General features: G+C 72.8%; 23 protein-coding genes, 1 tRNA gene and 1 pseudogene. 11 read left to right on the forward strand and 14 right to left on the reverse strand.

The window, feature by feature from the left end; translation table 11 throughout:
* Positions 1 to 181: 181 nt before the first annotated feature.
* Positions 182 to 2,485, forward strand: a complete 2,304-nt coding sequence (locus ACH5A8_RS10135; protein WP_399000031.1) for a transglycosylase domain-containing protein — start codon at positions 182 to 184, stop codon at positions 2,483 to 2,485.
* Between the two features lie 159 nt (positions 2,486 to 2,644).
* On the opposite strand, the gene ACH5A8_RS10140 is transcribed toward ACH5A8_RS10135, so the two are convergent.
* Entirely contained in the window at positions 2,645 to 3,109 is a 465-nt protein-coding gene (locus ACH5A8_RS10140) for a GatB/YqeY domain-containing protein (RefSeq protein WP_399000033.1), read from the reverse strand.
* A gap of 133 nt (positions 3,110 to 3,242) precedes the next feature.
* Between ACH5A8_RS10140 and ACH5A8_RS10145 the strand changes: the two genes are divergently transcribed.
* The 4 genes from ACH5A8_RS10145 to ACH5A8_RS10160 all read left to right on the forward strand — a co-directional run bounded on the left by ACH5A8_RS10145 (position 3,243) and on the right by ACH5A8_RS10160 (position 5,866).
* On the forward strand, positions 3,243 to 4,169 hold the full coding sequence (locus tag ACH5A8_RS10145; protein ID WP_399000035.1) for a metallophosphoesterase: 927 nt from the start codon (positions 3,243 to 3,245) through the stop codon (positions 4,167 to 4,169).
* 307 nt (positions 4,170 to 4,476) lie between these two features.
* A complete protein-coding gene (locus tag ACH5A8_RS10150) occupies positions 4,477 to 5,238 on the forward strand; it encodes a Pr6Pr family membrane protein (protein WP_399000038.1) in 762 nt (253 codons plus the stop codon).
* 33 nt (positions 5,239 to 5,271) lie between these two features.
* A tRNA-Pro gene (locus ACH5A8_RS10155) sits at positions 5,272 to 5,345 on the forward strand.
* A gap of 137 nt (positions 5,346 to 5,482) precedes the next feature.
* Positions 5,483 to 5,866 carry a hypothetical protein gene (locus ACH5A8_RS10160; protein WP_399000040.1) on the forward strand — a complete coding sequence of 128 codons (384 nt, stop codon included), beginning with the start codon at positions 5,483 to 5,485 and terminating at the stop codon, positions 5,864 to 5,866.
* 23 nt (positions 5,867 to 5,889) lie between these two features.
* Here the strand turns inward: ACH5A8_RS10160 and ACH5A8_RS10165 are convergent, their stop codons facing one another.
* Positions 5,890 to 6,393 carry a DUF4234 domain-containing protein gene (locus ACH5A8_RS10165; RefSeq protein ID WP_399000042.1) on the reverse strand — a complete coding sequence of 168 codons (504 nt, stop codon included), beginning with the start codon at positions 6,391 to 6,393 and terminating at the stop codon, positions 5,890 to 5,892.
* Positions 6,394 to 6,488: 95 nt separating this feature from the next.
* Between ACH5A8_RS10165 and ACH5A8_RS10170 the strand changes: the two genes are divergently transcribed.
* Positions 6,489 to 6,632, forward strand: coding sequence for a hypothetical protein (locus tag ACH5A8_RS10170; RefSeq protein ID WP_399000044.1), 144 nt, complete (start codon positions 6,489 to 6,491; stop codon positions 6,630 to 6,632).
* A 260-nt stretch (positions 6,633 to 6,892) separates the two neighbouring features.
* Positions 6,893 to 7,096, forward strand: coding sequence for a cold-shock protein (locus tag ACH5A8_RS10175; protein ID WP_399000046.1), 204 nt, complete (start codon positions 6,893 to 6,895; stop codon positions 7,094 to 7,096).
* An 81-nt stretch (positions 7,097 to 7,177) separates the two neighbouring features.
* On the opposite strand, the gene ACH5A8_RS10180 is transcribed toward ACH5A8_RS10175, so the two are convergent.
* The 3 genes and pseudogenes from ACH5A8_RS10180 to ACH5A8_RS10190 all read right to left on the reverse strand — a co-directional run bounded on the left by ACH5A8_RS10180 (position 7,178) and on the right by ACH5A8_RS10190 (position 9,913).
* Positions 7,178 to 8,023: an LLM class flavin-dependent oxidoreductase gene (locus tag ACH5A8_RS10180; RefSeq protein ID WP_399000048.1), complete on the reverse strand. Its 846-nt coding sequence runs from the start codon at positions 8,021 to 8,023 to the stop codon at positions 7,178 to 7,180.
* Positions 8,024 to 8,189: 166 nt separating this feature from the next.
* A pseudogene (locus tag ACH5A8_RS10185) lies at positions 8,190 to 8,930 on the reverse strand (TIGR03943 family putative permease subunit).
* The gene (locus tag ACH5A8_RS10190; protein ID WP_399000050.1) at positions 8,927 to 9,913 is read right to left on the reverse strand and encodes a permease; all 987 of its coding nucleotides are present in this window, start codon (positions 9,911 to 9,913) and stop codon (positions 8,927 to 8,929) included. Before ACH5A8_RS10190 ends, ACH5A8_RS10185 begins: the two are co-directional and overlap by 4 nt.
* A 186-nt stretch (positions 9,914 to 10,099) precedes the next feature.
* Here ACH5A8_RS10190 and ACH5A8_RS10195 point away from each other — a divergent pair, with 186 nt between their 5' ends.
* The gene (locus tag ACH5A8_RS10195) at positions 10,100 to 12,199 is read left to right on the forward strand and encodes an NAD-binding protein (RefSeq protein ID WP_399000052.1); all 2,100 of its coding nucleotides are present in this window, start codon (positions 10,100 to 10,102) and stop codon (positions 12,197 to 12,199) included.
* Positions 12,200 to 12,590: 391 nt separating this feature from the next.
* Here the strand turns inward: ACH5A8_RS10195 and ACH5A8_RS10200 are convergent, their stop codons facing one another.
* On the reverse strand, positions 12,591 to 14,438 hold the full coding sequence (locus ACH5A8_RS10200; RefSeq protein WP_399000054.1) for a prolyl oligopeptidase family serine peptidase: 1,848 nt from the start codon (positions 14,436 to 14,438) through the stop codon (positions 12,591 to 12,593).
* Between the two features lie 154 nt (positions 14,439 to 14,592).
* Here ACH5A8_RS10200 and ACH5A8_RS10205 point away from each other — a divergent pair, with 154 nt between their 5' ends.
* Positions 14,593 to 15,393, forward strand: a complete 801-nt coding sequence (locus tag ACH5A8_RS10205) for an SURF1 family protein (RefSeq protein WP_399000056.1) — start codon at positions 14,593 to 14,595, stop codon at positions 15,391 to 15,393.
* Positions 15,394 to 15,622: 229 nt separating this feature from the next.
* On the opposite strand, the gene ACH5A8_RS10210 is transcribed toward ACH5A8_RS10205, so the two are convergent.
* From ACH5A8_RS10210 to ACH5A8_RS10240, 7 genes are all read right to left on the reverse strand, one after another.
* Positions 15,623 to 16,696 carry a DUF4232 domain-containing protein gene (locus ACH5A8_RS10210; RefSeq protein WP_399000058.1) on the reverse strand — a complete coding sequence of 358 codons (1,074 nt, stop codon included), beginning with the start codon at positions 16,694 to 16,696 and terminating at the stop codon, positions 15,623 to 15,625.
* 110 nt (positions 16,697 to 16,806) lie between these two features.
* The gene (locus ACH5A8_RS10215; protein WP_399000649.1) at positions 16,807 to 17,406 is read right to left on the reverse strand and encodes a SigE family RNA polymerase sigma factor; all 600 of its coding nucleotides are present in this window, start codon (positions 17,404 to 17,406) and stop codon (positions 16,807 to 16,809) included.
* Between the two features lie 642 nt (positions 17,407 to 18,048).
* Positions 18,049 to 19,116, reverse strand: coding sequence for an aspartate-semialdehyde dehydrogenase (locus ACH5A8_RS10220; protein ID WP_399000060.1), 1,068 nt, complete (start codon positions 19,114 to 19,116; stop codon positions 18,049 to 18,051).
* Positions 19,117 to 19,156: 40 nt separating this feature from the next.
* Complete coding sequence (locus ACH5A8_RS10225) at positions 19,157 to 20,434, reverse strand: aspartate kinase (protein WP_399000062.1); 1,278 nt, start codon at positions 20,432 to 20,434, stop codon at positions 19,157 to 19,159.
* Positions 20,435 to 20,673: 239 nt separating this feature from the next.
* Positions 20,674 to 21,333, reverse strand: coding sequence for a DUF5063 domain-containing protein (locus ACH5A8_RS10230; protein WP_399000065.1), 660 nt, complete (start codon positions 21,331 to 21,333; stop codon positions 20,674 to 20,676).
* Entirely contained in the window at positions 21,326 to 21,925 is a 600-nt protein-coding gene (gene recR, locus ACH5A8_RS10235; protein ID WP_009189793.1) for a recombination mediator RecR, read from the reverse strand. Before recR ends, ACH5A8_RS10230 begins: the two co-directional genes overlap by 8 nt.
* A 66-nt stretch (positions 21,926 to 21,991) precedes the next feature.
* Positions 21,992 to 22,336, reverse strand: coding sequence for a YbaB/EbfC family nucleoid-associated protein (locus ACH5A8_RS10240; protein ID WP_399000069.1), 345 nt, complete (start codon positions 22,334 to 22,336; stop codon positions 21,992 to 21,994).
* Positions 22,337 to 22,612: 276 nt separating this feature from the next.
* Here ACH5A8_RS10240 and ACH5A8_RS10245 point away from each other — a divergent pair, with 276 nt between their 5' ends.
* Positions 22,613 to 23,359 carry an SLATT domain-containing protein gene (locus tag ACH5A8_RS10245; RefSeq protein ID WP_399000071.1) on the forward strand — a complete coding sequence of 249 codons (747 nt, stop codon included), beginning with the start codon at positions 22,613 to 22,615 and terminating at the stop codon, positions 23,357 to 23,359.
* Positions 23,360 to 23,404: 45 nt separating this feature from the next.
* On the opposite strand, the gene ACH5A8_RS10250 is transcribed toward ACH5A8_RS10245, so the two are convergent.
* On the reverse strand, positions 23,405 to 24,934 hold the full coding sequence (locus ACH5A8_RS10250; protein ID WP_399000073.1) for a substrate-binding domain-containing protein: 1,530 nt from the start codon (positions 24,932 to 24,934) through the stop codon (positions 23,405 to 23,407).
* Positions 24,935 to 25,347: 413 nt separating this feature from the next.
* Between ACH5A8_RS10250 and ACH5A8_RS10255 the strand changes: the two genes are divergently transcribed.
* Positions 25,348 to 26,721, forward strand: coding sequence for an aspartate aminotransferase family protein (locus tag ACH5A8_RS10255; RefSeq protein ID WP_399000075.1), 1,374 nt, complete (start codon positions 25,348 to 25,350; stop codon positions 26,719 to 26,721).
* Positions 26,722 to 26,751 lie beyond the last annotated feature (30 nt).

A 26,751-nucleotide genomic window follows, 5' to 3' on the forward strand; every position in this document is an offset into this window, starting at 1 on the left:
CGTGCCGCCCCGCACCCTCCGACACGCCTGAGCCTGCGGCCCGGTGAGAAAACCGGGCGGGCCCGGAACGTTCCGGGGTCGTCGGACGTATTGATACGCGGCCACATCGCTGTGACAGTCGAGAGCAGCTTAGGCCAAGGCATATACGCGTGTCCGGCGAATGAGAACGTAGGCTGCCCTCATGCCAAAGAAGCGCTCGGGCGGTGGCCTGTCGCCATCGCAGCAGGCCGCCAAGTTCCTCGGTGTCAGTGTGCTCGCGGGAGCGGTCCTGGCCGGTATCGCACTGCCCGCCGCCGGCGCGCTGGGTCTGGCCGCCAAGGGATCGGTCCAGGGATTCGACGACATCCCCGCCAATCTCAAGCGCCCCCCGCTCAGCCAGCGCACCACGATCCTGGACGACCAGGGCCAGCAGCTGGCCCAGGTCTACTCCCGGGACCGCACGGTGGTGGAGCTGAAGGACATCTCGCCGTACATGCAGAAGGCGATCGTCGCGATCGAGGACTCGCGCTTCTACCAGCACGGCGCGATCGACCTGAAGGGCGTGCTGCGCGCCCTCAACAAGAACGCGCAGAGCGGCGGCGTCGCCCAGGGCGCGTCCACGCTCACCCAGCAGTACGTGAAGAACGTCTTCGTGGAGGAGGCCGGCGACGACCCGACGAAGGTCGCCGAGGCCACTCAGCAGACGCTCGGCCGCAAGATCAAGGAACTGAAGTACGCGATCCAGGTCGAGCAGGACCTCGGCAAGAAGAAGATCCTCGAGAACTACCTGAACATCACCTTCTTCGGTGAGCAGGCCTACGGTGTCGAGGCCGCCTCCCAGCGCTACTTCTCCACGCACGCCAAGGACCTGACCCTGCCGCAGGCCGCGCTGCTGGCCGGCATCGTGCAGTCGCCGAGCCGCTACGACCCGGTCAACGACGAGGCGGAGGCCACCAAGCGGCGCAACACCGTGCTGCAGCGGATGGCCGAGGTCGGCGACGTCTCCCAGGCGGAGGCCGACAAGGCGAAGAAGGCCCCGCTGGAGCTGAAGGTCACCCAGCCGCGCAACGGCTGCATCACGGCCGTCAAGGACGCCAGCTTCTTCTGCAAGTACGTCGAACAGATCTTCCTCACCGACCCGACCTTCGGCAAGACGCGCGCGGAGCGGGCCAAGGTGTGGAACCAGGGCGGCCTGACCATCCGCACGACCCTGGACTCGAAGGCCCAGGCCTCGGTGCAGGACTCGCTGAAGCAGCACATCCACCAGTCGGACTCCGTCGCCGCGGCGTCCGTCCTGGTCGAGCCGGGCACCGGCAAGGTCCTGGCGATGGGCCAGTCCAAGCCGTACGGCTACGGCAAGAACGAGACCGAGATCAACTACTCGGTCGGCAGCGACCTGGGCGGCTCGAACTTCGGCTTCCCGACCGGTTCGACGTTCAAGCCGTTCGTGGCGGCGGCGGCGCTGGAGCAGGGCAAGCCGCCCACGCAGGAGTACTCCTCGCCGTACCAGATGCCGTACCCGAGCCCGGTCCAGGCGTGCGACGGCAAGCAGTGGGCGAACTCGGCCCACGAGAAGCTGGAGAACGAGAGCACCACCGAGCACGGCCCGTACGCGCTGAAGGAGGCCATGGCCAAGTCGGTCAACACCTACTTCGTGCAGATGATCAGTGACATCGGCCTGTGCCCGGTGGTCACCATGACCGACAAGCTGCACGTGGTGCAGGGCAACGGCGACAAGCTGCCGCAGACGCCCTCCATCGCGCTCGGCGCGGTCGGCATCTCCCCGCTGACGATGGCCAGCGCATACGCCACGTTCGCCTCCCGCGGCATGTACTGCACCCCGGTCGCCATCGAGTCGATCACGCAGAAGATCGGCGGCCAGGAGAAGTCGCTCGCGGTGCCGAAGACCAGGTGCACGCGCGCCATGTCCGAGAAGACCGCGGACACCGTGAACGCGCTGCTCAAGGGCGTGGTCGACTCCGGTACGGGCACGCTGGCCGGTCTCTCCGACCGCGACAACGCCGGCAAGACGGGCACCACGGACGAGCGCAAGAACGCCTGGTTCGTCGGCTACACCCCGAACCTGTCCGGCGCGGTCTGGGTGGGCAGCGCCACCCAGAAGGTCCAGATGACCCAGATCCGCATCGGCGGCGTCTACCACGAGCTCGTCTACGGCGCCGACGTCCCCGGCCCGATCTGGCGGGACGCCATGACCGGCGCCCTGCAGGGCAAGGGCGCCCCGTCCTTCAACCCCGTCGACATCCCGGACGGCGGTGACAAGGGCAAGGACAAGGACAAGGGAAAAGGAAGCGGCAGGGAGAAGGGAGACAACGGCGGAAACAACGGTGACGGCGGCCTCATCGGAGGCCTCTTCGGCGGACTGACCGGCGGCACGGGCGGCGACGGCGGCAACCCCAACCCGACCTTCACCGCCCCGGGCGGCTTCATCCAGGGCCAGACGGGCGGTTCCCGCGGCAACGGCAACGGGGGCCGGCACGGCGGCTGAGGCCGCACGCGGCACAGGGGCCGGCACGGCGGGCTGAGCCGGCTGTCGGCTGAGGCCGTACGCGGCGGAACACACGGCGAGAGGGAGGGACGCCCGGCTGTCCGCCGGGCGTCCCTCCCTCTCAGCGGTTGATCGGTCGGCCCGCAGGGGCCGCCGGGATCAGCCGGCCAGCAGCTTCTTGACCACGGCGGCCACACGGCCGCCCTCGGCCTGCCCGGCGACCTTCGGGTTCACGATCTTCATGACCGCGCCCATGGCCCGCGGCCCCTCGGCGCCGGCCGCCCGGGCCTCCTCGACGGCCTGGGCGACGATCGTGTGCAGCTCGTCGTCGGACAGCTGCTTGGGCAGGTACGCGGCGAGCACCTCACCCTCCGCCTTCTCCCGCTCGGCCGACTCCGCGCGACCACCCTGCGCGAAGGCCTCGGCCGCCTCGCGGCGCTTCTTGGCCTCCTTGGTGATCACCTTGAGGACCTCGTCGTCGGAGAGCTCGCGCTTCTCCTTGCCCGCGACCTCCTCCTTGGTGATCGCGGCGAGCGTCAGCCGGAGAGTCGCGGAGCGCAGCTCGTCGCGCTCCTTGATCGCGGCGTTGAGGTCATCCTGCAGCTTCGACTTGAGCGTGGTCATGGGCCGATTGTCGCAGGTGCGAGGGCGCCGCCGCGCGCCCATTTACGCGCCCCCGCCGACGGACCACGGCGCCCATGTCCCCATCCCCGTGGCCGGTTTCCGCTGCACCACGCGGTCCTGAGACGATGGACACATGCGCGCGCGATACGGAGTTCCCCTGGGCATCACGGCGGTGGCGACCGCCGGTCTCATCTATTCGGCGGGCTTCGAGGTCCGTTCCTTCCGGCTACGACGGGTGACGGTCCCGGTCCTGCCCTCCGGCATGCGCCCCCTGCGCGTCCTGCAGGTCTCCGACATCCACATGGTCGGCGGCCAGCGCAAGAAGCAGCGCTGGCTGCGCTCGCTGGCCGGACTGCGGCCCGACTTCGTGATCAACACGGGCGACAACCTCTCGGACCCGGAGGGCGTGCCGGAGACCCTGGACGCGCTCGGCCCGCTGATGGAGTTCCCGGGCGCGTACGTCTTCGGGTCCAACGACTACTACGGTCCCAAGCCGCGCAACCCCGCCCGCTATCTACTGGAGAAGGCGAGCGGCCGGCACGGCCTGAACGGCAACAAGCCCGTCGTCGGCGCGATCCACAACCCGTGGGAGGACCTGCGCGACGGCTTCGACGCCGCCGGCTGGCTCGACCTGACCAACACCCGCGGGACCCTGAAGGTCGACGGCGTCTCCGTGGAGCTGACCGGCCTGGACGACCCGCACATCAAGCGCGACCGCTACGCGAAGGTGGCCGGCGGCCCGTCCGGCTCGGCGGACCTCTCGCTGGGCGTGGTCCACGCGCCGTACCTGCGCGTCCTGGACGCCTTCGCGGCCGACGGCTACCCGCTGATCCTGGCCGGCCACACCCACGGCGGTCAGCTCTGCATCCCCTTCTACGGCGCCCTGGTCACCAACTGCGACCTCGACGCCGACCGGGTGAAGGGCCTGTCCACCCACACCGCCGAGGGCCGCACGTCCTACCTGCACGTCTCGGCCGGCTGCGGCACCAACCGCTACACCCCGGTCCGTTTCGCCTGCCCCCCGGAGGCGACGCTGCTGACGCTGGTGGGCCGCGAGTAGAGCGGGCGGGACGGCACCAGGCCGACACGGCGGCGCCGGGAACGACGGCACGCCGGCAGGGGTGAGCACCGGAGCGGGGGAACGGCGGGGTGGGGCCGCCGCCCTCCCGTAACCCGTACGGCCCACCCGAATCGCCCGTTGTGCCCCCTCTTCCTACCTTGAGGGCATGACCGCCGCCCCGATACCCCCCATGCCCCCACCAGGGCCGATGTCCCCGGCAGCCGCATCTTCCTCCGTCCCCTCTTCGGACCCGGCCCCCGAGACGCCGCCCTCGGCCTCCACGCCGTTCACGCCGTTCCTCCGGGACATGCCGGACCTCCCCGCGATCCCCGGCATCAGCGCGCTGGCGCCCTCCGTCGTCCCCGCGGCGGCCGTGGTGACACCGGTGCGCCGGCCCTGGACGGCGGCGTACCGTCTCCTGGTCGCCGCGGCGGCCGGGGCAGGGGTGGTCGCGGAGGCGCTGACCGGCCCCCCGCTCCACGTGATGAGCCACTTCGCCGTCCAGAGCGAGATCGTCCTCGCCCTGGTCCTCGCCTCCTCGGCCGGCAGGGCCTGGTCCGCCCGCCGCCCGGTGCCCGCGGCCCTGACGGGCGCGACCGTGCTCTACGTCACCGTCGCCGCCCTGATCGACCATCTGCTCCTGACCGGGGCCTCCCCGCCGTTCTCGCTCACGGGCAGTCCCGGCACCCATCCCCTGTGGCAGTCGACGGCCGGCCACCTCATCCACACGGCGGTCCCGCTCGCCGCCCTCCTGGACTGGCTCCTGCTGACCGCCCCGGCCCGCCTGCACCTGCGCCAGGCCGCCCCGTGGCTGCTCTACCCCCTGGCCTACCTGGCCTTCTCTCTGATCCGCGGCGAACTCCTCGCCCCGGCGACGGACAACCGCTACCTCTACCCGTTCCTGGACGTCGCCCAGCACGGCTACAAACACGTCCTGGGCAACGCCCTCCTCTTGGGCCTCTCCTTCTACGCCCTGGCCCTCCTCCTCGTGGCCGTCGACCACGCCCGTCCGAACCCGGTCCGCCGCCGCTTCAGAACCGGATTTCGTCTCCGGCCACCAGTGGGCTAAAGTAAACGACGTCGCCGCGACAAGCAGTGACATCGGGGTGTAGCGCAGCTTGGCAGCGCGCTTCGTTCGGGACGAAGAGGTCGTGGGTTCAAATCCCGCCACCCCGACGCTGGTCAGAGGGCCGATCGCAATCATGCGATCGGCCCTCTGTCGTGTCCGGGGGCCGAACAGGGTGCCAGAGGCTCCTGGCTTTGGCGGGCTTCTTCACTGCGGTGGGCGCTGGGCGCGACTACGCTCGTCAGGCATGTCGCACCCTGACGATCTGCTCGTCGAAATCGCCGCGATGGTGGAGTCGCAGCACAGCAGTCGGATGTCCCTGACCGTGGTGGTCCCCGGAGCCGTCATCACCGGGCGGCTGGCCCCCGAGACCATGTGGAAGCAGCGCGTGGCGGAGGTTCTGCGGGACTCCGACGACCTGGCCCGGTTCTCGGCCGCGTTCACCGGGGCCGGGCCCGAGGGCGGCGGTGACGCGGCGGCGCCCGCGGACCGGCCCACCCATCTGCACTTCCATGTCGCCCGCATCCTCCAGGGGAGCTTCGGCATCCCCGACACGGGCGGCATGTACCGCGTCGCGTTGAAGGACGTGAGCGCCTGGACCATCGGGGACATCGGGTACTCGGATCAGTGAGCCGGACCGCGGCGGCCTGAAGGTCAGGCGGACAGGACGACCTCGGTGCCCGGTGCGGCGCCCTGGTAGGCGTCGACGACCAGGTTGAGCTGGCGCTGCAGGTACCAGGTGTTCAGGCCGAAGACGAAGGCCAGCCAGGTGCCGGCGGCGGGGCTGCACGTCACCGGCAGGCCGGCCGCGCGCTGGGCGTTCGCGATGGCCTTCCCGGTGTTGTGGAAGGAGATCAGCGGGGCGATCAGGGTCCAGCTCAGGAAGATCAGCACCAGCACGCTGCCGGCCGGGCTGAGCACCCGGCGGCGGTCGAACTCCTGGAGCTCCTTGTGGATCTTGTAGTACCAGACCAGCTGGTAGATGCCGAGGGTGACCAGCGGCAGTCCCAGCCACACCGCGACGGGACCACGGCGCTTCATGGCCAGGCCGGTCGGACGGCTCGCGACCGGGGCGCCCGTGGCGCCGGGCACGACCGCGCCGGCCTGCTGGGCCGGGTACGCCCGGCCGGACTCGGTGGTGGGCTGGATGTCGTCCATGTGGGCTTCCTCGTCTGCTGATCCCGCTGCGGTCTGTCCGAGCGGGAGCAGCGTCCCAGGAAGTGAAGACACTGTGAAGATGGTCACCGTTTCTTGTGATCATTCGTCATGTCATCGTGATCAAAGGGGTGATGGGCGCGGCCGTCGCGGTCGGCGGGTCCAGGGACGGCGCGATCGGCCTCGTCGGCGGCTTCTACCTGGTGAGGGCGTCGGGGGCGGTCGGTGATCCGCGGCCCTGAGGGGACGGCGTCCGGTCGGCGCCCGGGCGGCGCTCCGGCAGAGGTTCCTTTCGTGGGGGTTTCCGCCGGATCGGCACTCCGTGCGGATCCGTGCTAGCGTGATTTCAGTTGCGGTTTGGTACCCACGAAGCTGAGTGTGCGCCTGGTGTATGTGACCTCGGGCGCATTTTTTGTTTTTCCGGCCAGTTCCGGATGGGTCGTTGCAGCAACGGGTGCTCCACACGGAGTGGGGCGCCAAGTGACCCGTAGAGGAGAAAAACATGGCCACCGGTACCGTGAAGTGGTTCAACTCGGAAAAGGGCTTCGGCTTCATCCAGCAGGACGGCGGCGGCCCCGACGTCTTCGCCCACTACTCCAACATCGCCACCCAGGGCTTCCGCGAGCTGCAGGAAGGCCAGCGGGTGAACTTCGACGTCACGCAGGGCCAGAAGGGCCCGCAGGCGGAGAACATCACCCCCGCGTGACGTGATCCTCGGACGCCGGTGATGACGGCGTCCACCCGGTCCGGGCCGGCCTCCTCAGGAGGCCGGCCCGGACCTTTTTCGTCACAGCGCGTCGGCCAGGCGGTCGACCTGGTCGGGGTCGAGGCCGTAGCAGTAGAGCATGACCTCGTCGGCGCCGAGGCCGCCGAAGGCCGCGATGGCTTCGCGGATCGTCCGCGGGGTGGTGAGCAGGCCGGACACCATGCGGTCGGGCGTGCCGGTGAAGGCGTAGTACGCGTGCATGGCGGTCCGGGCGTCCTCGACGACCCGCCTCGGTCCCAGCGCCACGTTCAGCTGGGCGACGATGCGCGGGGCGCCCGGGCGGCCGTACTCCTTCCACTGCTTGTGGACTGTCTCGAAGAGGCCGCCCGCCCAGGACGGCGGCGCGGCGGCGAGGAACCCGTCGCCCCAGCGGGCCACGCGTTCCAGAGCTGCGGGCCGGAAGCCGCCGAAGAGGACTTCCGGGCCGCCGGAGCGGGCGGCGAGCGGGCCGACGGGCCCCACGCCCTCGCCGTACGGCTCGCCGGACCACAGACGGCGCAGGACCGCCATCTGTCCGTCCAGGCGGCGGCCCCGGGTGCGGATGTCGACGCCCGCGGCCCGGTGGTCGTCCTCCCGGCCGCCGACGCCCACGCCGAGGGTCAGCCGGCCGCCGCTCATCCGGTCGAGCGTTGCCGCCTGCTTGGCGAGCAGGGCGGTGTCGCGCAGCGGCGCGAGCAGCACCTCGGTCTGGACGCGGACGCGGGAGGTGGCGCCGGCCAGGAGGGCCAGGGCGACCAGGGGTTCGGGGTTGTCGTACACGAGCCGGTCGAGCAGGCCGAGGGTGGTGAAGGGGCCGGCCTCGGCGCGCCGGGCCCAGGTGAGCAGGGCGGCCGGATCGCCGATGGGCAGGCCGATGCCTACGTGCATGAAGAGCCTCCGTGGGCGTGGAGAAGAAGGGTCGACAAGGACTGCTGCCGCCCCTCCGGCACCTCCACGAGGTGGGACGCTCCCGCTCTGCGGCGCACTTCCGGGGAGGTCTCTTCGAAGTGGCTTTCAGCCTAGGGCGCGGCGGGCGGGCGGGACAGTGGTTTTCTCACTGGTTCCAGCTCTCGTCGTACGGGTCGTGCGGGGTCGGGACCGGTCGGGCCGCCGTCACGTTCAGGAAGGGGATCGGACCGCCGTTCACCGGGTCGGTGGTCCGGCGGGCGGTGTAGGCGCCGGTGACCCGCAGCCAGCTGTCCGGTCGCAGCACCGGGGGGATCCGGCCGGTCAGCGCGATCTTGACGGGCTGGGCGTCGGCGGCGCAGCAGTTGAGGGCCATGCGGACCAGGTACGGCGTCCCGCTCGGGTCCAGGGCGACGAAGCCCGTGACCTGGACACGGCGGCCGGCGAGGGAGCGGCCGTGGTCGTAGACGGCGCGGCCGGCGTAGTCGACCACGCTCAGCCGCAGCGGGTCGCCGGGCGGCAGGGCCGCGTAACCGTACGGCGGCTGCAGCGCGGTTCCGGAGCGTACGGCGCTGTAGGAGCCCAGGGCGGGCGGGGCGACCAGGATCAGGGCGAGGAGGGGGAGGACGAGGAGTTAGGAGACGCGGGGCTCGCGGTGGCCGTGCGGGGCTTCGTCCGCCGGGGCGTGCCGGTGGGCCGGGTCGTCGGGGCGGCGCCCTCTTTCGAACCACAGCGTCATGAGCGCCGTCACGACGAGCACCGCGCCCGACGCCAGCAGCATCGGCCGCAGTCCCGCCTTGACGTAGCGCAGGTACAGGCCGGTGACGCCCGCGTGCAGCAGGGCCGCGCCGACCAGGAACAGGACCGCCGCCTGCGTCTGCCGGTTCACAGCAGCACCGCCCCGGTCAGCACCGAACCCAGCACGGCCAGGACGAGCGTGGCGGGCGCGAAGCGCAGGGCGAAGCCCCGGCCGAAGGCGCCCGCCTGCAGGGCGAACAGCTTCAGGTCGATCATCGGCCCGACGACCAGGAACACCAGCCGGGCCGTGAGCGAGAACTGCGACAGCGAGGCCGCGACGAACGCGTCCGCCTCCGAGCAGATCGACAGCAGCACCGCCAGCGCGGCGAGCGCGAGGACCGCGACCACCGGATTCCCGGCCGCCGTGCGCAGCCAGCTCGCCGGAGCGAGCGCCTTCAGCGTCGCGGCGGCCATCGCGCCCACCACCAGGAAGCCGCCGGCGTGCATCACGTCGTGCCGTACCGAACCCCAGAACGCCGCGCCCCTGCCCTCGCCGTCGTAGTGGGCGTGGGCGGCCGGGCGCAGCCGGTCGGCGCGGCCCAGGCGCTGCCACAGCCAGCCCATCGCGCACGCCACCAGCAGACTCGCGGCGAAGCGGGCGAGGACCATCTCCGGATCGTGGGGGAAGGCGACGGCCGTGGCCGTCAGCACGATCGGGTTGATCGCGGGGGCGGAGAGCAGGAAAGCGAGCGCGGCGGCCGGGGTGACGCCGCGCCGGACCAGAGCGCCGGCCACCGGCACGGACGCGCACTCGCAGCCGGGGAGCACCGCGCCCGCGAGCCCGGCGACCGGGACGGCGAGGGCGGGCCGGCCCGGCAGGACGCGGGCGAAGAACGACGGCGGGACGAACACGGCGAGGGCCGCCGACAGCAGCACGCCGAGCACCAGGAACGGCAGGGCCTGCACCACCACGGCCACGAACACCGTCGTCCAGCTCTGCATCACCGGCGCGGACAGCGCCCCGCGCAGCGGGCCCTGCGCCACGACCATGACGAGCAGCAGCAAGGTGAGGGCGACGGGCGAGGTGAGGTGCCAGCCGTCCCGGGCCGGCTCGGCTGGTCTGCTGTCGGCCACGGGTGCGGTACCTCCGGTGTGCTGCGGTTGCCTCCCCTCCGGTACGGCGGGGAGGGGCCGGCCGTTCAGCGCCGGAGGGCGTGCACTGCGGTGTTCTCTGGAACCGCCCGTCACGGTGAGGCAGTCTTCTCGCTCGTGGGGAGCGTTCCGAATCAAGGTGGTGCGCCGGGCGAACCGGGCGCGCACATGGTGGTGTGCGGAGACGACGGGCTCGCGCACCGGCTGGCCGCCGAGCTGCGCGGTGTGTACGGCGAGCAGGTCACGCTGGTGGTGCCGCCTCCCGAGCGTGCGGTCCGTCCGCCGGTGGTCGGCCGGGTCCGGTCGGCGTCCGCCCTGCTGGACCGGATGGTCAGCGCCGCCGTGAACCGGGCGGGCGGCAACGGCAACGGCAACGGTCATGCCGACGGAGGTGGCAGCAGCAGCGGCGGCGGTTCGAACGGGGACGGCAACGGCCGGCCGGGCCGGGACGACCGGGTGGTGGAGGCCGGGGAACCGACCGAGGCCGTGCTCGCCGAGGCGGGGGTGGAACGGGCCACGGCGCTGGCGCTCGTGTACGACGACGACGAGACCAACATCCGCGCCGCGCTCACCGCCCGCCGGCTCAACCCGAGACTGCGCCTGGTCCTGCGCCTGTACAACAGGCGACTGGGCCAGCACATCCAGGAACTCCTCGACCAGGCGGCCGCGCTGGCGACGGGTGACGGTGACGCCCCGCTCGGCGGCGACGCGTCCACGACCGTGCTCTCCGACGCCGACACGGCCGCGCCCGCGCTGGCCGCGAGCGCGGTGGCCGGCACCAGCAAGGTGGTGCAGACCGACGGGCTGCTGCTGCGCGCCGTGGAACGGCCGCCGCCCGGGCCGGGGCAGGTCGCCGACCCCGGGCTGTGCACGCTGGCACTGCTGTCGGCGACGAGCACCGATCCGGCCGGTGCGGACGGCTCCGAGAACGGCGGGGACGAGGGCGGCGGGGAGCCGCGGCCCCGGCTGCTGCCGGACGAGGCGGCGATACGGGCGGCCACCGGGCGTGGCACCGTGGTGCTGGAGCAGGTCGCGTACGCCGCGGGCACGACGCTGACGGCCGGGCGCGGGTCGGGGGTGGTGCCGTCGCTCACGTCGTTGTTCTCGCGGCGGCTGCGGTGGTCGCTGGCGGGGCTGATGGGGTGCGTGTTCGCGCTCGCGGTGGCGTTGTGGGTGGTGACCGGGGTGCATCCGCTGGGCGCCCTGTACCTGACGCTGCTCGATCTGTTCGCCATCGACGATCCGGCGCTGGGTGAGTCGCTCGGCCGGCAGATCCTGCAGCTTCTGTCGGGGCTGGTCGGGTTGTTGCTGCTGCCGGTGCTGCTGGCGGCGGTGCTGGAGGCGCTGGGCACGTTCCGCTCGACGTCCGCGCTGCGCAGGCCGCCGCGCGGGCTCGGCGGGCATGTGGTGCTGCTGGGGCTGGGGAAGATCGGCACGCGGGTGCTGACGCGGCTGCGGGAGCTGGGGATTCCGGTGGTGTGCGTGGAGTCCGGGCCTCAGGCGCGGGGGCTCGCCACGGCGCGGCGGCTGCGGGTGCCGGTGGTGCTCGGGGACGTCACGCAGGAGGGGGTGCTGGAGGCGGCGAAGATCCACCGCGCGCATGCGCTGCTCGCGGTGACCAGCTCGGACACGACGAACCTGGAGGCCGTGCTGTACGCGCGGTCCGTACGGCCCGATCTGCGGGTGGTGCTGCGGCTGTACGACGACGACTTCGCCACGGCGGTGTACCGGACGCTGCGGGCGGCGCATCCGCGGGCGTTGACGCGGAGCCGGAGTGTGTCGCATCTGGCGGCGCCGGCGTTCGCCGGGGCGATGTTCGGGCGGCAGATCCTGGGGGCGATTCCCGTGGAGCGGCGGGTGCTGCTGTTCGCGTCGGTGGAGGTGGGCGGGCATCCGCAGCTGGAGGGGCGGACGGTGGCGGAGGCCTTCCGGGCGGGGTACTGGCGGGTGCTCGCGTTGGACACGGGAGTGGTGGGGCGGGAGCGGCGGGAGCCGGCGGTTCAGGAGGCGGTGGAGGAGACGGGGGGCTTGGGGAGTGTAGGGGTTGGGGTTGGGGTTGGGGTCGGTGCTGGTGTTGGTGTTGGTGCTGGTTCCGGTGGTGCCGGCGCCGGGGTGGGGGGTGGAGCTCGGGTGGCGGGGAGTGGGCCGGTGTGGAATCCGCCGGACACGTATGTGCTGGGGGCGGAGGATCGGGTGGTGTTGGCGGCGACTCGGCGGGGGTTGGCGGAGTTGTTGGGGCGGCGAGGGCGGGGAGGGGTGGGGGCGTAGGGGTTTCGAGGGTGGGGGTGGGGCGGCGGTCGGGTGGGGGCGGGCGGTGGGGGTACGGGTCTTCGGGTTCCGCCCCCGCCTCCCTCACCCGTTCCCCTCCCCGGAAGAGGCTTCGCCCCTTCGACCCCACCAGGGGCTCCTCCCCCGGGCCCCACCAGGGGCTCCTCCCCCGGGCCCCACCAGGGGCTCCTCCCCCGGGCCCCACCAGGGGCTCCGCCCCCGGGCCCCACCAGGGGCTCCGCCCCCTGCACCCCCATCCGGAGCCCTGCCCTGCGGGCCGGCGGGGGCTTGCCCCCCCTGCACTCCCATCAGAAGCTCTGTCCCACGGCCCGCGGGGGCTCCGCACCTGCGCCCCCGTCAGATGCTCAGCCCCAGCGGTCCGGAAGGCTGGTCAGAGGGCGGGTGGCAGGTGGCGTTGGGCGAAGGTCAGTTCCAGGTGGAATTGTTTGATGCGTTCGTCGATGACCAGGGAGCCGTGGCCGGCGTCGTAGCGGTAGACCTCATGGGGAGCGCCGCGGGATTCGAGGCGCTTGACGTAGTTGTCGATCTGGCGGATGGGGCAGCGGGGGTCGTTGACGCCCGCCGAGATGTGGACGGGGGCCTTGACCCGGTCGACGTAGGTGAGGGGGGAGGACGCCTCGAAGCGTTCCGGGACCTCCTCCGGGGTGCCGCCGAGGAGGGTGCGGTCCAGGGCTTTGAGGGCCTCCATCTCGTCGTGGTACGCCGTGACGTAGTCCGCGACCGGGACGGCGGCGATGCCCAGCGTCCACGCGTCCGGCTGGGTGCCCAGGCCGAGCAGCGTGAGGTAGCCGCCCCAGGAGCCGCCGGTGAGGACCAGCCGGGCGGGGTCCGCGAGGCCGGAGGCGATCGCCCACTCGCGGACCGCCGCGATGTCCTCCAGCTCGATCAGCCCCACCCGGTGCTTGAGCGCGTCCGTCCACTCCCGGCCGTAGCCCGTGGAGCCCCGGTAGTTGACGCGGATCACCGCGTAGCCGTGGTCGACCCAGGCCGCCGGGCCGGCGGCGAAGGAGTCGCTGTCGTGCCAGGTCGGGCCGCCGTGGATGTCGAAGACCGTCGGCAGGGGGCCCGTGGCGCCGGCCGGCTTCTGGACCAGGGCGTGGATCCGGCCGCCGGGGCCCTCCACCCACACGTCCTCCACCGGCACCGAGCCGGGGCACTTCATGCCGGGCGGGTCCAGGACCACTCCCCCGGCCGTCGAGCGCACCGCCGGCGGCTCGGCCGCCGAGGACCACAGGTACTCCACGCTGCCGTCCGGCCGGGCCGTCGCCCCGGAGACCGAGCCGGGCAGCGTGGGGATCTTCGTCAGTTCCCGCGTCGCCGGGTCGTAGCGGAACAGCTCGCTGCGGGCCTCGAAGCTGTGCACGACGAGCAGTCCGCTGCCGTCCGGGTACCACTCCGCGCTGACGTCACCGGGCAGGTCGAGCGCGAGGTCGGTCTCCTCGCCCGTCACCACGTCCCACACCAGCGGCTCCCAGCGGCCGCGCCGCTGGTGGCCGACGAGCAGTCTGCCGTCGCCGGTGACCGGGGCGAAGCCCAGCACCTCCAGGCCCAGCTCGACGGTCCCGCCCTTGGTGTCGTCCAGCTCGGCGACCGTCGTGCCGTCCGGGCGCAGCACCCGCAGCGCGGAGTGCATCGCGTCGCCGTGCTCGGTGTGCTCGACGGCGATCAGCGTGCCGTCATGGGAGAGGTCGCCGACCCCGGCCGACTCGCGGTGGCGGTAGATCTCCACCGGGTCCTCGCCCGAGCCCAGGCGCGCGAGGTGGAGCGTCGTGCCGTCCTCGTCCGTGGAGCGGCCCACCACGGCCGTGCGTCCGTCCCGGCCCAGGGCGAGGCCCGCCGGGTACGACGGCTCCAGCCCTGGCACGGCCTCCTCGTCGGGTCCGCCGGTGAACGGCTGGCGGCGCCAGACGCCGAACTCGTCACCGTCCTTGTCGTCGAACCACCAGATCCACTCGCCGTCCGGGGAGAGCACGCCGTCCGTCGTGCCGTTCGGCCGGTCCGTCACCTGGCGTTGCGCGCCGGTCGCCCGGTCCCACGCGTACAGCTCGTAGGTCCCCGTCGCGTTGGACACGAACAGGGAGCGGTCGGGCGCGTCCTGCGCCCAGTCGGGCAGCGACACCCGCGGCGCCCTGAAGCGCTTCTCCCAGTCCGGCATGTCCTCGATCGGTCCCCGCGGACCGCGCCGGTCCACAGGGCCGGCCCCGTTGCTCTCAGTCATGGCCCCATAGTGCCCGCCCGGGCCGACAACGCGTCGCCCCGCTCCCCAGCCTGTGGAAAACCCACCCGGGGAAATCCGTCCGCCGGGTAGTCGCCTGTGGAAAACTCCGACCCCGCGGCCGGGTCACGCGCGGCGGGGCCGTACCGTGGGGGGCGTGTACCGGTTTCTGCTGACGCCCCGCTGGTGGGGCATCAACGTCTTCGCGCTGCTGGCCATCCCCTTCTGCATCTTCATGGGATCGTGGCAGCTGAGCCGGTTCGACGCGCGCGTGGACGAGCACCGGGCCGCGACGAAGCAGGCCGCCTCGTACCGCACGGAGGCGCCGCGCCCGCTGGACGGTCTGCTGCCCGTCGACAAGCGGACCTCCGGCATGCAGACCACCGCGACCGGCCGCTACGGCAAGCAGTTGCTGGTCCCCGGCCGGGAGCTGGACGGCAAGCACGGCTACTACGTGCTGACCCTGCTGCGGACCGCCTCCGGCAAGGCGCTGCCGGTCGTCCGCGGCTGGCTGCCGGGAACGGCCGACGCCGCCGCCGCGGCGAAGGCGCCCGCGCCGCCCACCGGTCAGGTCACGGTCACCGGCGCGCTGCAGGCCTCCGAGACGCCCGGTGACAACGGGGTCAGCGCCCAGGGCGGGCTGCCGGCCGGGCAGACCGGCGCGATCAGCGCGGCCTCGCTGGTCAACCTGGTGCCGTACGACGTGTACGACGCGTGGGTGACGCTCGACACGGCGGATTCCGGGATGAAGGCGGTGCCGGCCAAGGCGCCGGAGGGCTCCGGGCTGGACCTGAAGGCGTTCCAGAACCTCGGCTACACCGGCGAGTGGTTCGTCTTCGCCGGTTTCGTGGTCTTCATGTGGTTCCGGCTGGTGCGGCGTGAGGTGGAGGCCGCTCGGGACGCCGAGCTGGGGCTGGCCCCGGAGGAACCCTCCGCCACCGCCTCGGCCGCCGTCTGAGGGCCACCACCGCCTCGGCCACCGTCAGCGCCGCCACCGCCTCGGCCGCCGTCCCAGCGGGCCGCCGTCCCGTTCGGTCTCCCGCCCGCGGTCGGTCCGGCCCGCGGTCGGTCCGCGTCGGGTGCCGCGTCGGGCGAAGTCCGCTCGCCGGTGCACCGTCCGCCCAAGCCGTCGTCCGCCCGAGCCGTCGTTCACCCGAGCCGTCGTTCACCCGAGCCGTCGTCCGGGCCTACGACGCCGCCAGCACCCCGGTGCGGTAGACCGTGCCCGCGCAGGCGTCCGGCACCGTCGCCGTCGCCGTGGGCGCGCCGCCGTCCGGCGTGTGGGAGACCACGACGCTGCCGTCCGCGGGGCCGCCGTCCTTGGTGACGAGCTGGGTCGTGGGTCCGCCGTCGGCGCCCGTGCTCGTGCCGTCCGTCGCGTTCGTCCCCTGGCTGGGTGACGGGTCGGGCGACGGTCCGCCGGTCTCGGTGCCGCCGCTCGCGCTGCCGCCGCCTCCGGCGCCGCCACCGCCGGGGCAGGTCTCGGAGGGCACCCAGGCGAACTTCACCTCGTACGCCGCCCCCGGCGCCAGGACCAGCCCGGGCGCCTCGGTGGTCGGGTCGGGCAGGCCGGTCGCCGGGTCGCCGGCGCTGTGCTGGACGACCTTGATCTTCGCGGCGTCGGCCGAGCCCTCGGCGAGCGCGGCCACCGCGCCGGAGCCGCCGACGGTACAGCTGCCGGAGGAGACGTTGGTGACGTGGAAGGTGCCGTAGACGACGCCCGCCGAGTCGGGGGCGCCGGCCGAGCCGGTGGCGGAGCCGAGCTGGGACGCCGTGCACACGGGGGTCCCGGTGACGGCGGAGGCCGACGGGTCGGCGGCGGTCGCGCCGGTGGAGCCGCCGCCGGGGGCGGTGCTCCGGTCGTGCGTGGGGTCGCTCTTCTCGCCGCTCCCCGCCGTGCCGGGCGCCCTGTCGGCCGTGCCGCCGGCGGTGCCCGATCCGCCGGCCGGGCTCTTGCCCTGGCCGGCGCCGCCCTGGGCCTGCGAGGCCTGGCCCGCGATGGCCGGGTCGGCGGCGGAGCCGGTGGCGCCCGAGACGTGCAGGAGGGCGGGGACGGCGGTGCCGATGAACAGGGCGGCGGCGGCCATGCCGACCGCGGCCTGCCGTTTGCGGGCCCGCCGCGCCGGTACCGCGTGCCGCAGGTGGTCGAGCACGCCGTCACGCGGCTCGACGTCCTCGACCGCCCGGTGCAGCATCCTGCGCAGTTCCAGCTCGTCCGAGTCGAGCCCCTCGGGACCCTGTTCGTCGAGGCTGTTCTTCACGGTTTCGTTCCCAGCGTGCGATGGCGTGTCGTGTTGCTCCGGACGCGTCGGCTCGTGCCACGCGTAGGGCTCGTGGCGCTCGTGCGAGTCGCGCCCCTCGGCGTTCTCGCTCATGTCCGCGCCCCCATCGCGACCCGGAGCGCCGCGATGCCGCGCGAGCCGTACGCCTTCACCGAACCGAGCGACACCCCGAGGGTCTCGGCGACCTGAGCCTCGGTCATGTCGGCGAAGTAGCGCAGCACCAGCACCTCGCGCTGACGGCGCTGCAGGCCCTTCATCGCCTTGATCAGCGAGTCGCGCTCCAGCTGGTCGTAGGCGCCCTCCTCGGCGCTCGCCATGTCCGGCATCGGCTTGGAGAGCAGCTTCAGACCGAGGATGCGGCGGCGCAGCGCCGAACGGGAGAGGTTGACGACCGTCTGGCGCAGGTAGGCGAGCGTCTTCTCCGGGTCGCGGACGCGCCTGCGGGCGGAGTGGACCCGGATGAAGGCCTCCTGGACGACGTCCTCGCAGGAGGCGGTGTCGTCGAGGAGCAGCGCGGCCAGGCCGAGCAGCGAGCGGTAGTGGGCGCGGTAGGTCTCGGTGAGGTGGTCGACGGTGGTACCGGCCGCGGCGGCCTCCTCGGCGGCGCCGTCACGCTGGTTCGGTATGCGGGCGGGCCGCGCGGCGGGCATGGGGGCGATCACCGGCATGCCGCCGGACGAGCCGGGCATGCGGGGCATGCGCGGCCCGAGCGGCGTGCGGGGCGGGCGCAGGGCTGCGCCGCCGGTCGCCGCCGGGGACATCCCCGGCTCGAACAGCCTGGGGGACAAGTCGAGTACCTCTGCCACGCCAGTTGGACACGTCCGCCCCCTCGGGGGTTGTACGTGCCGGGCGTCGCTTTCGCGCCGGGCGGCACGGCCGGCCACGTCCCCGCTCCGGGCGGCACCCCGCACGGTGCCCCACATGCCCTCATGCGTCCCGCTCTTCCCCTGTGTCGTTGACTGACAGGGGCGTCCCCCACGCCCCTCAGCGTCCCCACGCCCCCCGCAGGGCGACCGCATAGACGCTCCCCGCCGTCCGCGTGGTTGCGGAGGACGGGGAAGGAAATCTTCGGACGCCGAGGCGGCACGGTTCAAGTGGCACGAACCATTGGCCGGACCACATGCACTTACACAGATCTTACAAAGGGACCCACCCTTGGCCAGGGCTTTTCCCTTTCCGCGCCGCCCGGTTCACGCGGGACGGGCCCGCCGTACGACGTCGAGGCGGGGCGCGCAATGAGTGGGAGCGGAGCGCCACGCCCGGCGCACGCAGGTGAGACGGCACGCCCGGCACGTGGAGGGAAGACGCGGCGCGCGGCGGCCGCGGCGCGGTCACCGGCCGGCGGGGGCGGCCGTCTCGGCGGCGAGGAGTTCCGCGATCTGCGCGGTGTTGAGGGCGCCGCCCTTGCGGAGGTTGTCGCCGCAGACGAAGAGTTCGAGCGCTGTCGCATCGTCGAGGGCGCGGCGTACGCGGCCGACCCAGGTCGGGTCGGTGCCCACCACGTCGGCGGGGGTGGGGAACTCGCCCGCGGCCGGTTCGTCGCACAGCACCACGCCGGGGGCGGTGGCGAGGATCTCGCGTGTGCGGTCCACGGTCACCTCGTCCTCGAACCGGGCGTGCACCGTGACGGAGTGGGCGGTGATCACGGGGACGCGTACGCAGGTCACCGCGACCGGCAGCCGGGGCAGCCCGAGGATCCTGCGGGTGGCGTCCCGTACGTCCCGCTCCCGTGACGACCAGCCGTCGTCGCACAGCGACCCGACCCACGGCACCACGTTCAGCGCCACCGGGTCGGGGAAGGGACCCGTGTCGTCGCCCACGGTCCGGCGTACGTCCCCGGGGCCGGTGCCCAGTTCCGTCCCGGCGACCAGGGACAGTTGCCGGCGCAGCGCCGCCACGCCCGCCTGCCCGGCGCCGCTCACCGCCTGGTACGCGGAGACGACCAGGTCGCGCAGCCCGAACTCGGCGTGCAGCGCGCCCAGGGCCACGATCATGGTGAGCGTGGTGCAGTCGGGGCCGGCGACGATCCCGCGCGGTCGGCGCCGCACCGCGTGCGCGTTGACCTCGGGGACGACGAGCGGGACCTCGGGGTCGGCGCGGAAGGCCCCGGAGTTGTCGACGACGACCGCGCCCTTGGCCACCGCGACGGGCGCCCACCGGGCGGCGACCTCCTCGGGGACGTCGAACAGGGCGATGTCCACCCCGTCCAGCGCCTCCTCGGTGAGGGCGACGACCTCGACCTCCTCGCCGCGCACGGCCAGCTTGCGCCCGGCCGAGCGCGGGGAGGCGATCAGGCGGATCTCGCCCCAGACGTCCGCCCGCTGGGACAGGATCCCGAGCAGGACCGTGCCGACGGCTCCGGTCGCTCCCACGACCGCGAGCGTCGGTCGTCCGGTCATCGGCGTACGCCTCCGTGCCAGGTGCCCCGGCGGGGGCCGGTCATCGCCCGGTGCCGCCGTAGACGACGGCCTCGTCGCTCTCGGAGTCGAGCCCGAAGGCGCTGTGGACGGCGCGGACGGCCTCGGCCACGTCGTCCTTGCGGGTGACCACCGAGATGCGGATCTCGGAGGTCGAGATCAGCTCGATGTTCACGCCGGCGTCGGACAGCGCGGTGAAGAAGTCGGCCGTGACGCCGGGGTTGGTCTTCATGCCCGCGCCGACCAGGGAGATCTTGCCGATCTGGTCGTCGTAGCGCAGGGAGTCGAAGCCGATGCCGGAGCGGTTCTTCTCCAGCGCGTCGATGGCCTTGCGGCCCTCGGCCTTGGGCAGCGTGAAGGAGATGTCCGTCAGACCGGTGGAGGCGGCGGACACGTTCTGCACGACCATGTCGATGTTGATCTCGGCGTCGGCGATCGTGCGGAAGATGGAGGCGGCCTCGCCCGGCTTGTCGGGCACGCCGACGACCGTGATCTTGGCCTCGGAGGTGTCGTGCGCGACACCGGAGATGATGGCCTGCTCCACCTGCTTGTCCCCTTGCTCGATCGGCTCGCTGCTGACCCACGTGCCCTGCAGCCCGCTGAAGGAGGAGCGCACGTGGATCGGGATGTTGTACCGCCGGGCATACTCCACGCAGCGGTGGAGCAGCACCTTGGACCCGGAGGCGGCCAGTTCGAGCATGTCCTCGAACGAGATCCAGTCGATCTTCCGGGCCTTCTTCACCACGCGCGGGTCGGCGGTGAACACGCCGTCCACGTCGGTGTAGATCTCGCACACCTCGGCGTCCAGGGCGGCGGCGAGCGCCACGGCGGTGGTGTCGGAGCCACCGCGCCCGAGCGTGGTGATGTCCTTCTTGTCCTGGCTGACGCCCTGGAAACCGGCGACGATGGCGATGTTGCCCTCGTCCAGCGCGGTCCGGATGCGGCCCGGCGTGACGTCGATGATCCGGGCTTTGTTGTGGACCGAGTCGGTGATGACACCTGCCTGGCTGCCGGTGAACGACTGGGCCTTGTGCCCCAGGTTCTTGATCGCCATGGCCAGCAGGGCCATGGAGATCCGCTCTCCGGCGGTCAGCAGCATGTCGAGCTCGCGCCCGGCAGGAATCGGGGATACCTGCTCGGCGAGATCGATCAGCTCGTCCGTCGTGTCGCCCATCGCGGAAACGACGACGACAACATCGTTGCCGTTCTTCTTCGCTTCCACGATCCGCTTGGCGACGCGCTTGATGCCCTCGGCATCGGCTACGGAGGAGCCTCCGTACTTCTGCACGACAAGGCCCACGTGCGCTCCTCGCTCAGTCCGTGTCTATCGCACATACGCATATGCGAGTGCGGTCGGCTCAGTCTATCGAGCGTCCGAAATCGCCCCTTCGCGATGTCGCATCGTGAGATGCCGGACGCCCGTCCGTCAGGACGGCTCATGCCCACGGGGTGGGACGCCACTCGGAACGTGGGCGGCGTCACAGCGTGTCGGTCCGCGTCAGGGCACCCGGCGCGGATCCGGCCGGGCCGGGCGGTACGTCACGGCGCGCGGCGCAGCCCCAGCGGTCCGGCGATCTCCTCGGCCATGACCTGGCCCGCCTCGAACTCCAGGGTCTCGTCGCCCATGCCCTGGTCGGTGTCCAGGCCGTCCAGCTCCGCCAGCGGCTGGTTGAGGCGGACGTGGGCGACCAGGGACTGCAGGGCGCGCAGGGCCGCGGAGGCCGTCCCGCCCCAGTTGGAGAAGTAGGAGAACTGCCACCACCACAGGGCCTCGACGGTACGGCCGGCGCGGTAGTGGGCCATGCCGTGGCGCAGGTCGGCGACGACGTCCGCGAGGTCGTCGGAGATCCGGGCGGGGACCGGGGCGCGGCGCGGCTCGTAGGGGTCGAAGACCTCGGAGTAGACGTCGATCGGCTCCAGGAGACGGGCCAGGTTCTCGCGGAGGATGTCCACGTCCTGCTCGGGGCCGGGGTCGGGCTCGTAGCGCTCGTCGGGGACGATGTCCTCGTGCGCGCCTAGCCGGCCGCCGGCCAGCAGCAGCTGGGAGACCTCCAGGAGGAGGAAGGGCACCGCGGAGTCCGGCTCGTCGCCCTTGGCGACCTCGGTGACGGCGACCAGGAAGCTCTCGATCTGGTCGGCGATCTGGACCGCGAAGTCGTCGGGGTTCTGGCTGGTCGCGTGCAGCGTGGCGTCAGACATCTAGGAGTCGTCTCCCCTCGAAGGCGCGGCCGAGGGTGACCTCGTCCGCGTACTCCAGGTCGCCACCCACCGGGAGGCCGCTGGCCAGGCGGGTGACCTTCAGGCCCATGGGCTTGATCATGCGGGCGAGGTACGTCGCCGTGGCCTCGCCCTCGAGGTTCGGGTCCGTGGCCAGGATCAGCTCGGTGACCGTGCCGTCCGCCAGGCGGGCCAGCAGTTCGCGTATGCGCAGGTCGTCCGGGCCGACGCCCTCGATGGGGCTGATCGCGCCGCCGAGCACGTGGTAGCGGCCGCGGAACTCGCGGGTGCGCTCGATGGCGACGACGTCCTTGGGCTCCTCCACCACGCAGATGACGGACTGGTCGCGGCGGCTGTCACGGCAGATGCCGCACAGCTCCTCCTGCGCCACGTTGCCGCAGACGGCGCAGAAGCGGACCTTCGCCTTCACCTCCATGAGGGCCTGGGCCAGGCGCCGCACGTCCGTCGGTTCCGCCTGCAGGATGTGGAAGGCGATCCGCTGCGCGCTCTTGGGACCGACGCCGGGCAGCCGCCCGAGCTCGTCGATGAGGTCCTGGACCACGCCTTCGTACACCGGGTCGCCGTCCTTCCTGTGTGTCGCTTCGTGCTTCGGTACGTACCGTAGTTGCCCGCGGGCGCCCTAGAAAGGCAGTCCGGGGATGCCGCTGCCGCCGCCGAGGCCCTGGGCCAGCGGGCCGAGCTTCTGCTGCTGGAGGGTCTGGGCGTTCTCGTTGGCCGCCTGGACGGCGGCGACGATCAGGTCGGCGAGGGTCTCGGTGTCGTCCGGGTCGACCGCCTTCGGGTCGATCTTCAGGGCGCGCAGCTCACCGGCGCCGGTGACGGTGGCCTTGACCAGACCGCCGCCCGCCTGCCCGTCGACCTCGGTCCGCGCCAGTTCCTCCTGGGCCCGCGCCAGGTCCTGCTGCATCTTCTGGGCCTGCTGGAGCAGCTGCTGCATGTTGGGCTGGCCACCACCGGGAATCACGATCGGCTCCTGCTTTCGTACGGCGTCTGCGCGGGGACGGTCTGGATGCTTCCCCGCTGGCACGAGCCTACGTGGTCCGGGCAGGCCGTGCCCCACCACTCTTTCGGGTGACTTCCCTGTGCGTCCTTCCCCGGGCCCGGGCCCTCTTACGGGCGGAAAAGGCGTACTTCCCGGCTGATCGCCACCCGTCGGGGGGTAGGAAGGGGTCCGGCACGGCGGCACGCGTCCCATCGGCGTGTGCCGGCGTCACGGACCGTGATCAGTAGGGAGTGCCGGGTGGGTCAGCCGGAGATGCAGCCCGAGCGTCCGCCTCGGGACGGGCGGGGGGACGGTGCGGCCGGGCTGCGGCCGGGTGATCTGACCGGACGGCCGTTCCCGCTGGGCGACTGGGGCGAGCCCGCCCAGCGGCTGGACGACCTGTACCGGTGGGTGGAGCGGGGCGCCCTGCAGACGGCGGCCTGGTATCTGACGGAGCGGGTGTGGAAGCGGCGCGGGGCGCGGGCGCTGCGGTGCGGGGCCGCGGCGGGCGCGGTGGCCGGGGCGGCGCTGCCGCTGCTGGATCTGACCGGGGTGCTGAGCGGTGCGGCGCGGTGGGGGTATCTGGCGCTGCTGGTGTCCGTGGCCTGTGCCGGGGCCGACCGCTACTTCGGGGTGACCTCGGGGTGGATGCGGGACGTGGCGACCGCGCAGGCGGTGCAGCGGCGGTTGCAGCTCCTCCAGTTCGACTGGGCCTCGGAGAACGTGCGGGAGGTCCTGGGTCCGGCCGAGGGCACGGCCGGCGAGGCCGCGGAGCGGTGCCTCGGGGTGCTGCGGCGGTTCTCGGAGGACGTGACCGAGCTGGTGCGCACGGAGACGGCCGACTGGATGGTGGAGTTCCGGGCCGGTCCGGCGCCGATGGGCCTGCAGTCGTCCGTGCCGCCCGCCGGGCGGCCGGAGCCGCACGGCGGGCAGGGGCGCCTTCCGCTGCCGCCGGGGGGCGCGCGGCCGAACATGCCCCGGCAGCGCCCGCCGGAGCCGAGGTGAACGCGCCCTCGCGGCGCGTGCGCCCCCGGGTGTCCCGGTCCGCGCTCACGCGCAGAGCTTGAGCCCCTCCGGGGTCCAGCACGGCACGTGGCCGTGGGTGCGGACGACGTCCTGTCCGTTGCCCCGGGTCAGGTAGGTGAGGAAGCTGGAGGCCAGGGAGTCGGCGGGTGGGCGGCCGTAGGTGTAGGCGTACTCGATCTCCCGGTACGGGTACGCGCTCGTGCCGTGTTCGATCGCGTCCACCGACGCGCTCTCGCCGTCCAGGTCGATACGGTGGACGCCCTTCGCCCCGGCGGCCAGGTTCAGTTCGCTGTACCCGATCGCGCCCCGGGCCGCGGCCACCTGGGCCAGCACCTGGTCGGTGGAATCGAGTTCGCAGCGGACCACCGCGGCCGTGACGTCGTCCTTGTGGACGCAGTCCACCGAGGAGGCGGCGATCTCGCCCCGGCCGCCCAGGACATGCCGCTGGAGCACCTGCCGGGTGCCGGAGCCGGAGTCCCGGCTGACCAGGACGACCGGCAGCCGGGGGCCGCCCAGCTGCCGCCAGTCGGTGACCTCGCCGCGGTAGAGCCGCCGTACGTCCTGGGTGGACAGGTTCCTCAGGGGGACGGTGTCGTTGACGACCAGGGCGAACACGGACACCGCCACCCTGTTCTCCCTCAGTCGGGGCAGGCCGCCCGGCTTGGGACCGTCGGAGAAGGCGACGACCGCCGGGGAGCCCTTCCCGTCGCGCGCGCCGGCCGCCGCCAGGTCGCGGATCCCGGCCGCCGAGCCGTGCGGGTCGACGGTGATCCTCGCGCCCGCGCAGTCGTGTTCGTACTTGGCCGCCACCTCGCGCAGCACCGGCGCGAAGACCGTGGACCCGGTGAGGGTGAGCGTGCCGCGTTCGCAGCCGACGGGCGGCGGGTCGTCGTCGCGGACGACGACGATCGCGGCCAGCGTCACCACGCACACCGTCAGCAGGATCGTGATCGTCCTGGCGGCCCGGCTGAACAGGGGCGGCTTGTCGTCGGGCGTGGCGCTGCGGTTGGGGTGCACCTCCCCGTCGCGCAGCCCGCCGGTCAGCCGGATTCCGCGGCCCACGTCCCCGCCGGAGAGCAGGACCAGCAGCTTGAAGTGGTCGCCGCGGTTGAGCGGGACGCGCGGGATGCGCAGCCGGTTGCCCTCGTAGCCGAAGCCCCGTTCCGCGGTGAAGTGGTCCATGAGGTGGTCGGCGTCGGTCGGCTGGGTGACCGACACCCCGCGGATGGTGCGGTCGGCGAACACGGCGGTCAGTCCGTGGTGTTCGGGGCCGGTGTAGTCGTCGCGGCCGATGCCCTGCGAGCCGTCGTTCTCGATGCGCAGCAGCACCAGCGTCGCGTCCGCCATGTCCGGCGTCTCGTCGAACAGCCCGAGGCGGCTGTTGGCCCGGCCCGACCGGACGTCGTCGCCGATCGGGCTGTCCATCTGCACCCGGTACCCGATGCGCTTGCGGCGCGGCACCCGGCGCTCGTACCAGAGCATCAGCCCGGACGCGGCGATGCCGAGGACCGCCGTCCCCACGGCCACGACGTTCTCCGCGCTCAGCCACTCCATCCGTGTGCCCCCGCCCCTCGGGTCCCCCTGGCCGGATCGTGTGGGTCACCGTACGTCCGCGCGGACGGCCCTTCCGGTGCCCCCGGATGAATTCCGGGGGAAGTCCGACGGACGTGGACGGGGCGGGAATCGAGTGCTCGCCTACTCCTTGGCGTAGGTCAGCGCGTCGCCGGTGGAGGGGTTCTCGCGGCGCAGCCCGCCGCCCGGGAGGAGGGTGACCTCGGTGGCCGCGCCCGGGGTGCAGGACGTGCTGTCCCGGCCGACCGTGACGGTGGAGGCGGCCGACGGCGGCGGAGCGGCCCGGCGTCTACGGTTCCGTAACGGCACGCCTTCGACAGACTGTCGTGAAAACCCCGTGACCGCAGACAGGACGCCCATGCCGGGCCCGGCGGCCCGGGTCCTAGGCTCGCGGTATGACCCCTCAGCCCTCTCAGCCGCCCCGGCCGAACCCCGAAGCCGGTGCCGCCGTCAAGGCCGCCGACCGTGCCCACGTGTTCCACTCCTGGTCCGCGCAGGACCTCATCGACCCGCCGGCCGTGGCCGGCGCCGAAGGGTCGTACTTCTGGGACTACGACGGCAAGCGCTATCTGGACTTCACCAGCGGGCTCGTCTTCACCAACATCGGCTACCAGCACCCCAAGGTCGTCGCCGCGATCCAGGAGCAGGCCGCGTCGATGACCACGTTCGCGCCGGCGTTCGCCGTCGAGGCGCGCTCGGAGGCGGCGCGGCTGATCGCCGAGCGGACGCCGGGCGACCTCGACAAGATCTTCTTCACCAACGGCGGCGCCGACGCCGTCGAGCACGCGATCCGCATGGCGCGGCTGCACACCGGGCGGCCCAAGGTGCTGTCGGCGTACCGCTCCTACCACGGCGGCACGCAGCAGGCCGTGAACGTCACCGGCGACCCGCGCCGCTGGGCCTCCGACAACGGCTCGGCGGGGGTCGTCCACTTCTGGGCGCCGTTCCTCTACCGCTCCCGCTTCTACGCCGAGACCGAGGAGCAGGAGTGCGCGCGGGCGCTGGAGCATCTGGAGACGACGATCGCCTTCGAGGGGCCCTCGACCGTCGCCGCGGTCGTCCTGGAGACGATCCCGGGCACGGCGGGGATCATGGTGCCGCCGCCCGGCTACCTCGCCGGGGTGCGGGAGATCTGCGACAAGTACGGGATCGTGTTCGTCCTGGACGAGGTCATGGCCGGGTTCGGGCGCACCGGCGAGTGGTTCGCCGCCGACCTGTCCGGTGTCGTGCCGGACCTGATGACCTTCGCCAAGGGCGTCAACTCCGGCTATGTGCCGCTCGGCGGCGTCGCGATCTCCGGGGCGATCGCCGAGACGTTCGGCAAGCGGGCCTACCCGGGCGGGCTGACGTACTCCGGGCATCCGCTGGCGTGCGCCGCCGCCGTCGCGACGATCAACACGATGGCCGAGGAGGGCGTCGTCGAGAACGCCGCCCGGCTCGGCGCCGAGGTCGTGGAGCCGGGGCTGCGCGCGCTGGCCGAGCGGCACCCGAGCGTCGGCGAGGTGCGCGGCGTCGGCATGTTCTGGGCGCTGGAGCTGGTGCGGAACCGCGAGACCCGCGAACCGCTGGTCCCCTACAACGCGGCCGGCGAGGCGAACGCGCCGATGGCCGCCTTCGCCGCCGCCGCGAAGGCCCACGGCCTGTGGCCCTTCGTGAACATGAACCGCACCCATGTCGTCCCGCCGTGCAACGCGAGCGAGGCGGAGCTGAAGGAGGGGCTGTCGGCCCTGGACGCGGCGCTGTCCGTGGCCGACGAGCACACCGAGTGACACCGCGATAGCGGAAGACCCGAACGCGTA

This window comes from Streptomyces sp. NPDC018610, from assembly GCF_044391765.1.
GTDB lineage: Bacteria > Actinomycetota > Actinomycetes > Streptomycetales > Streptomycetaceae > Streptomyces.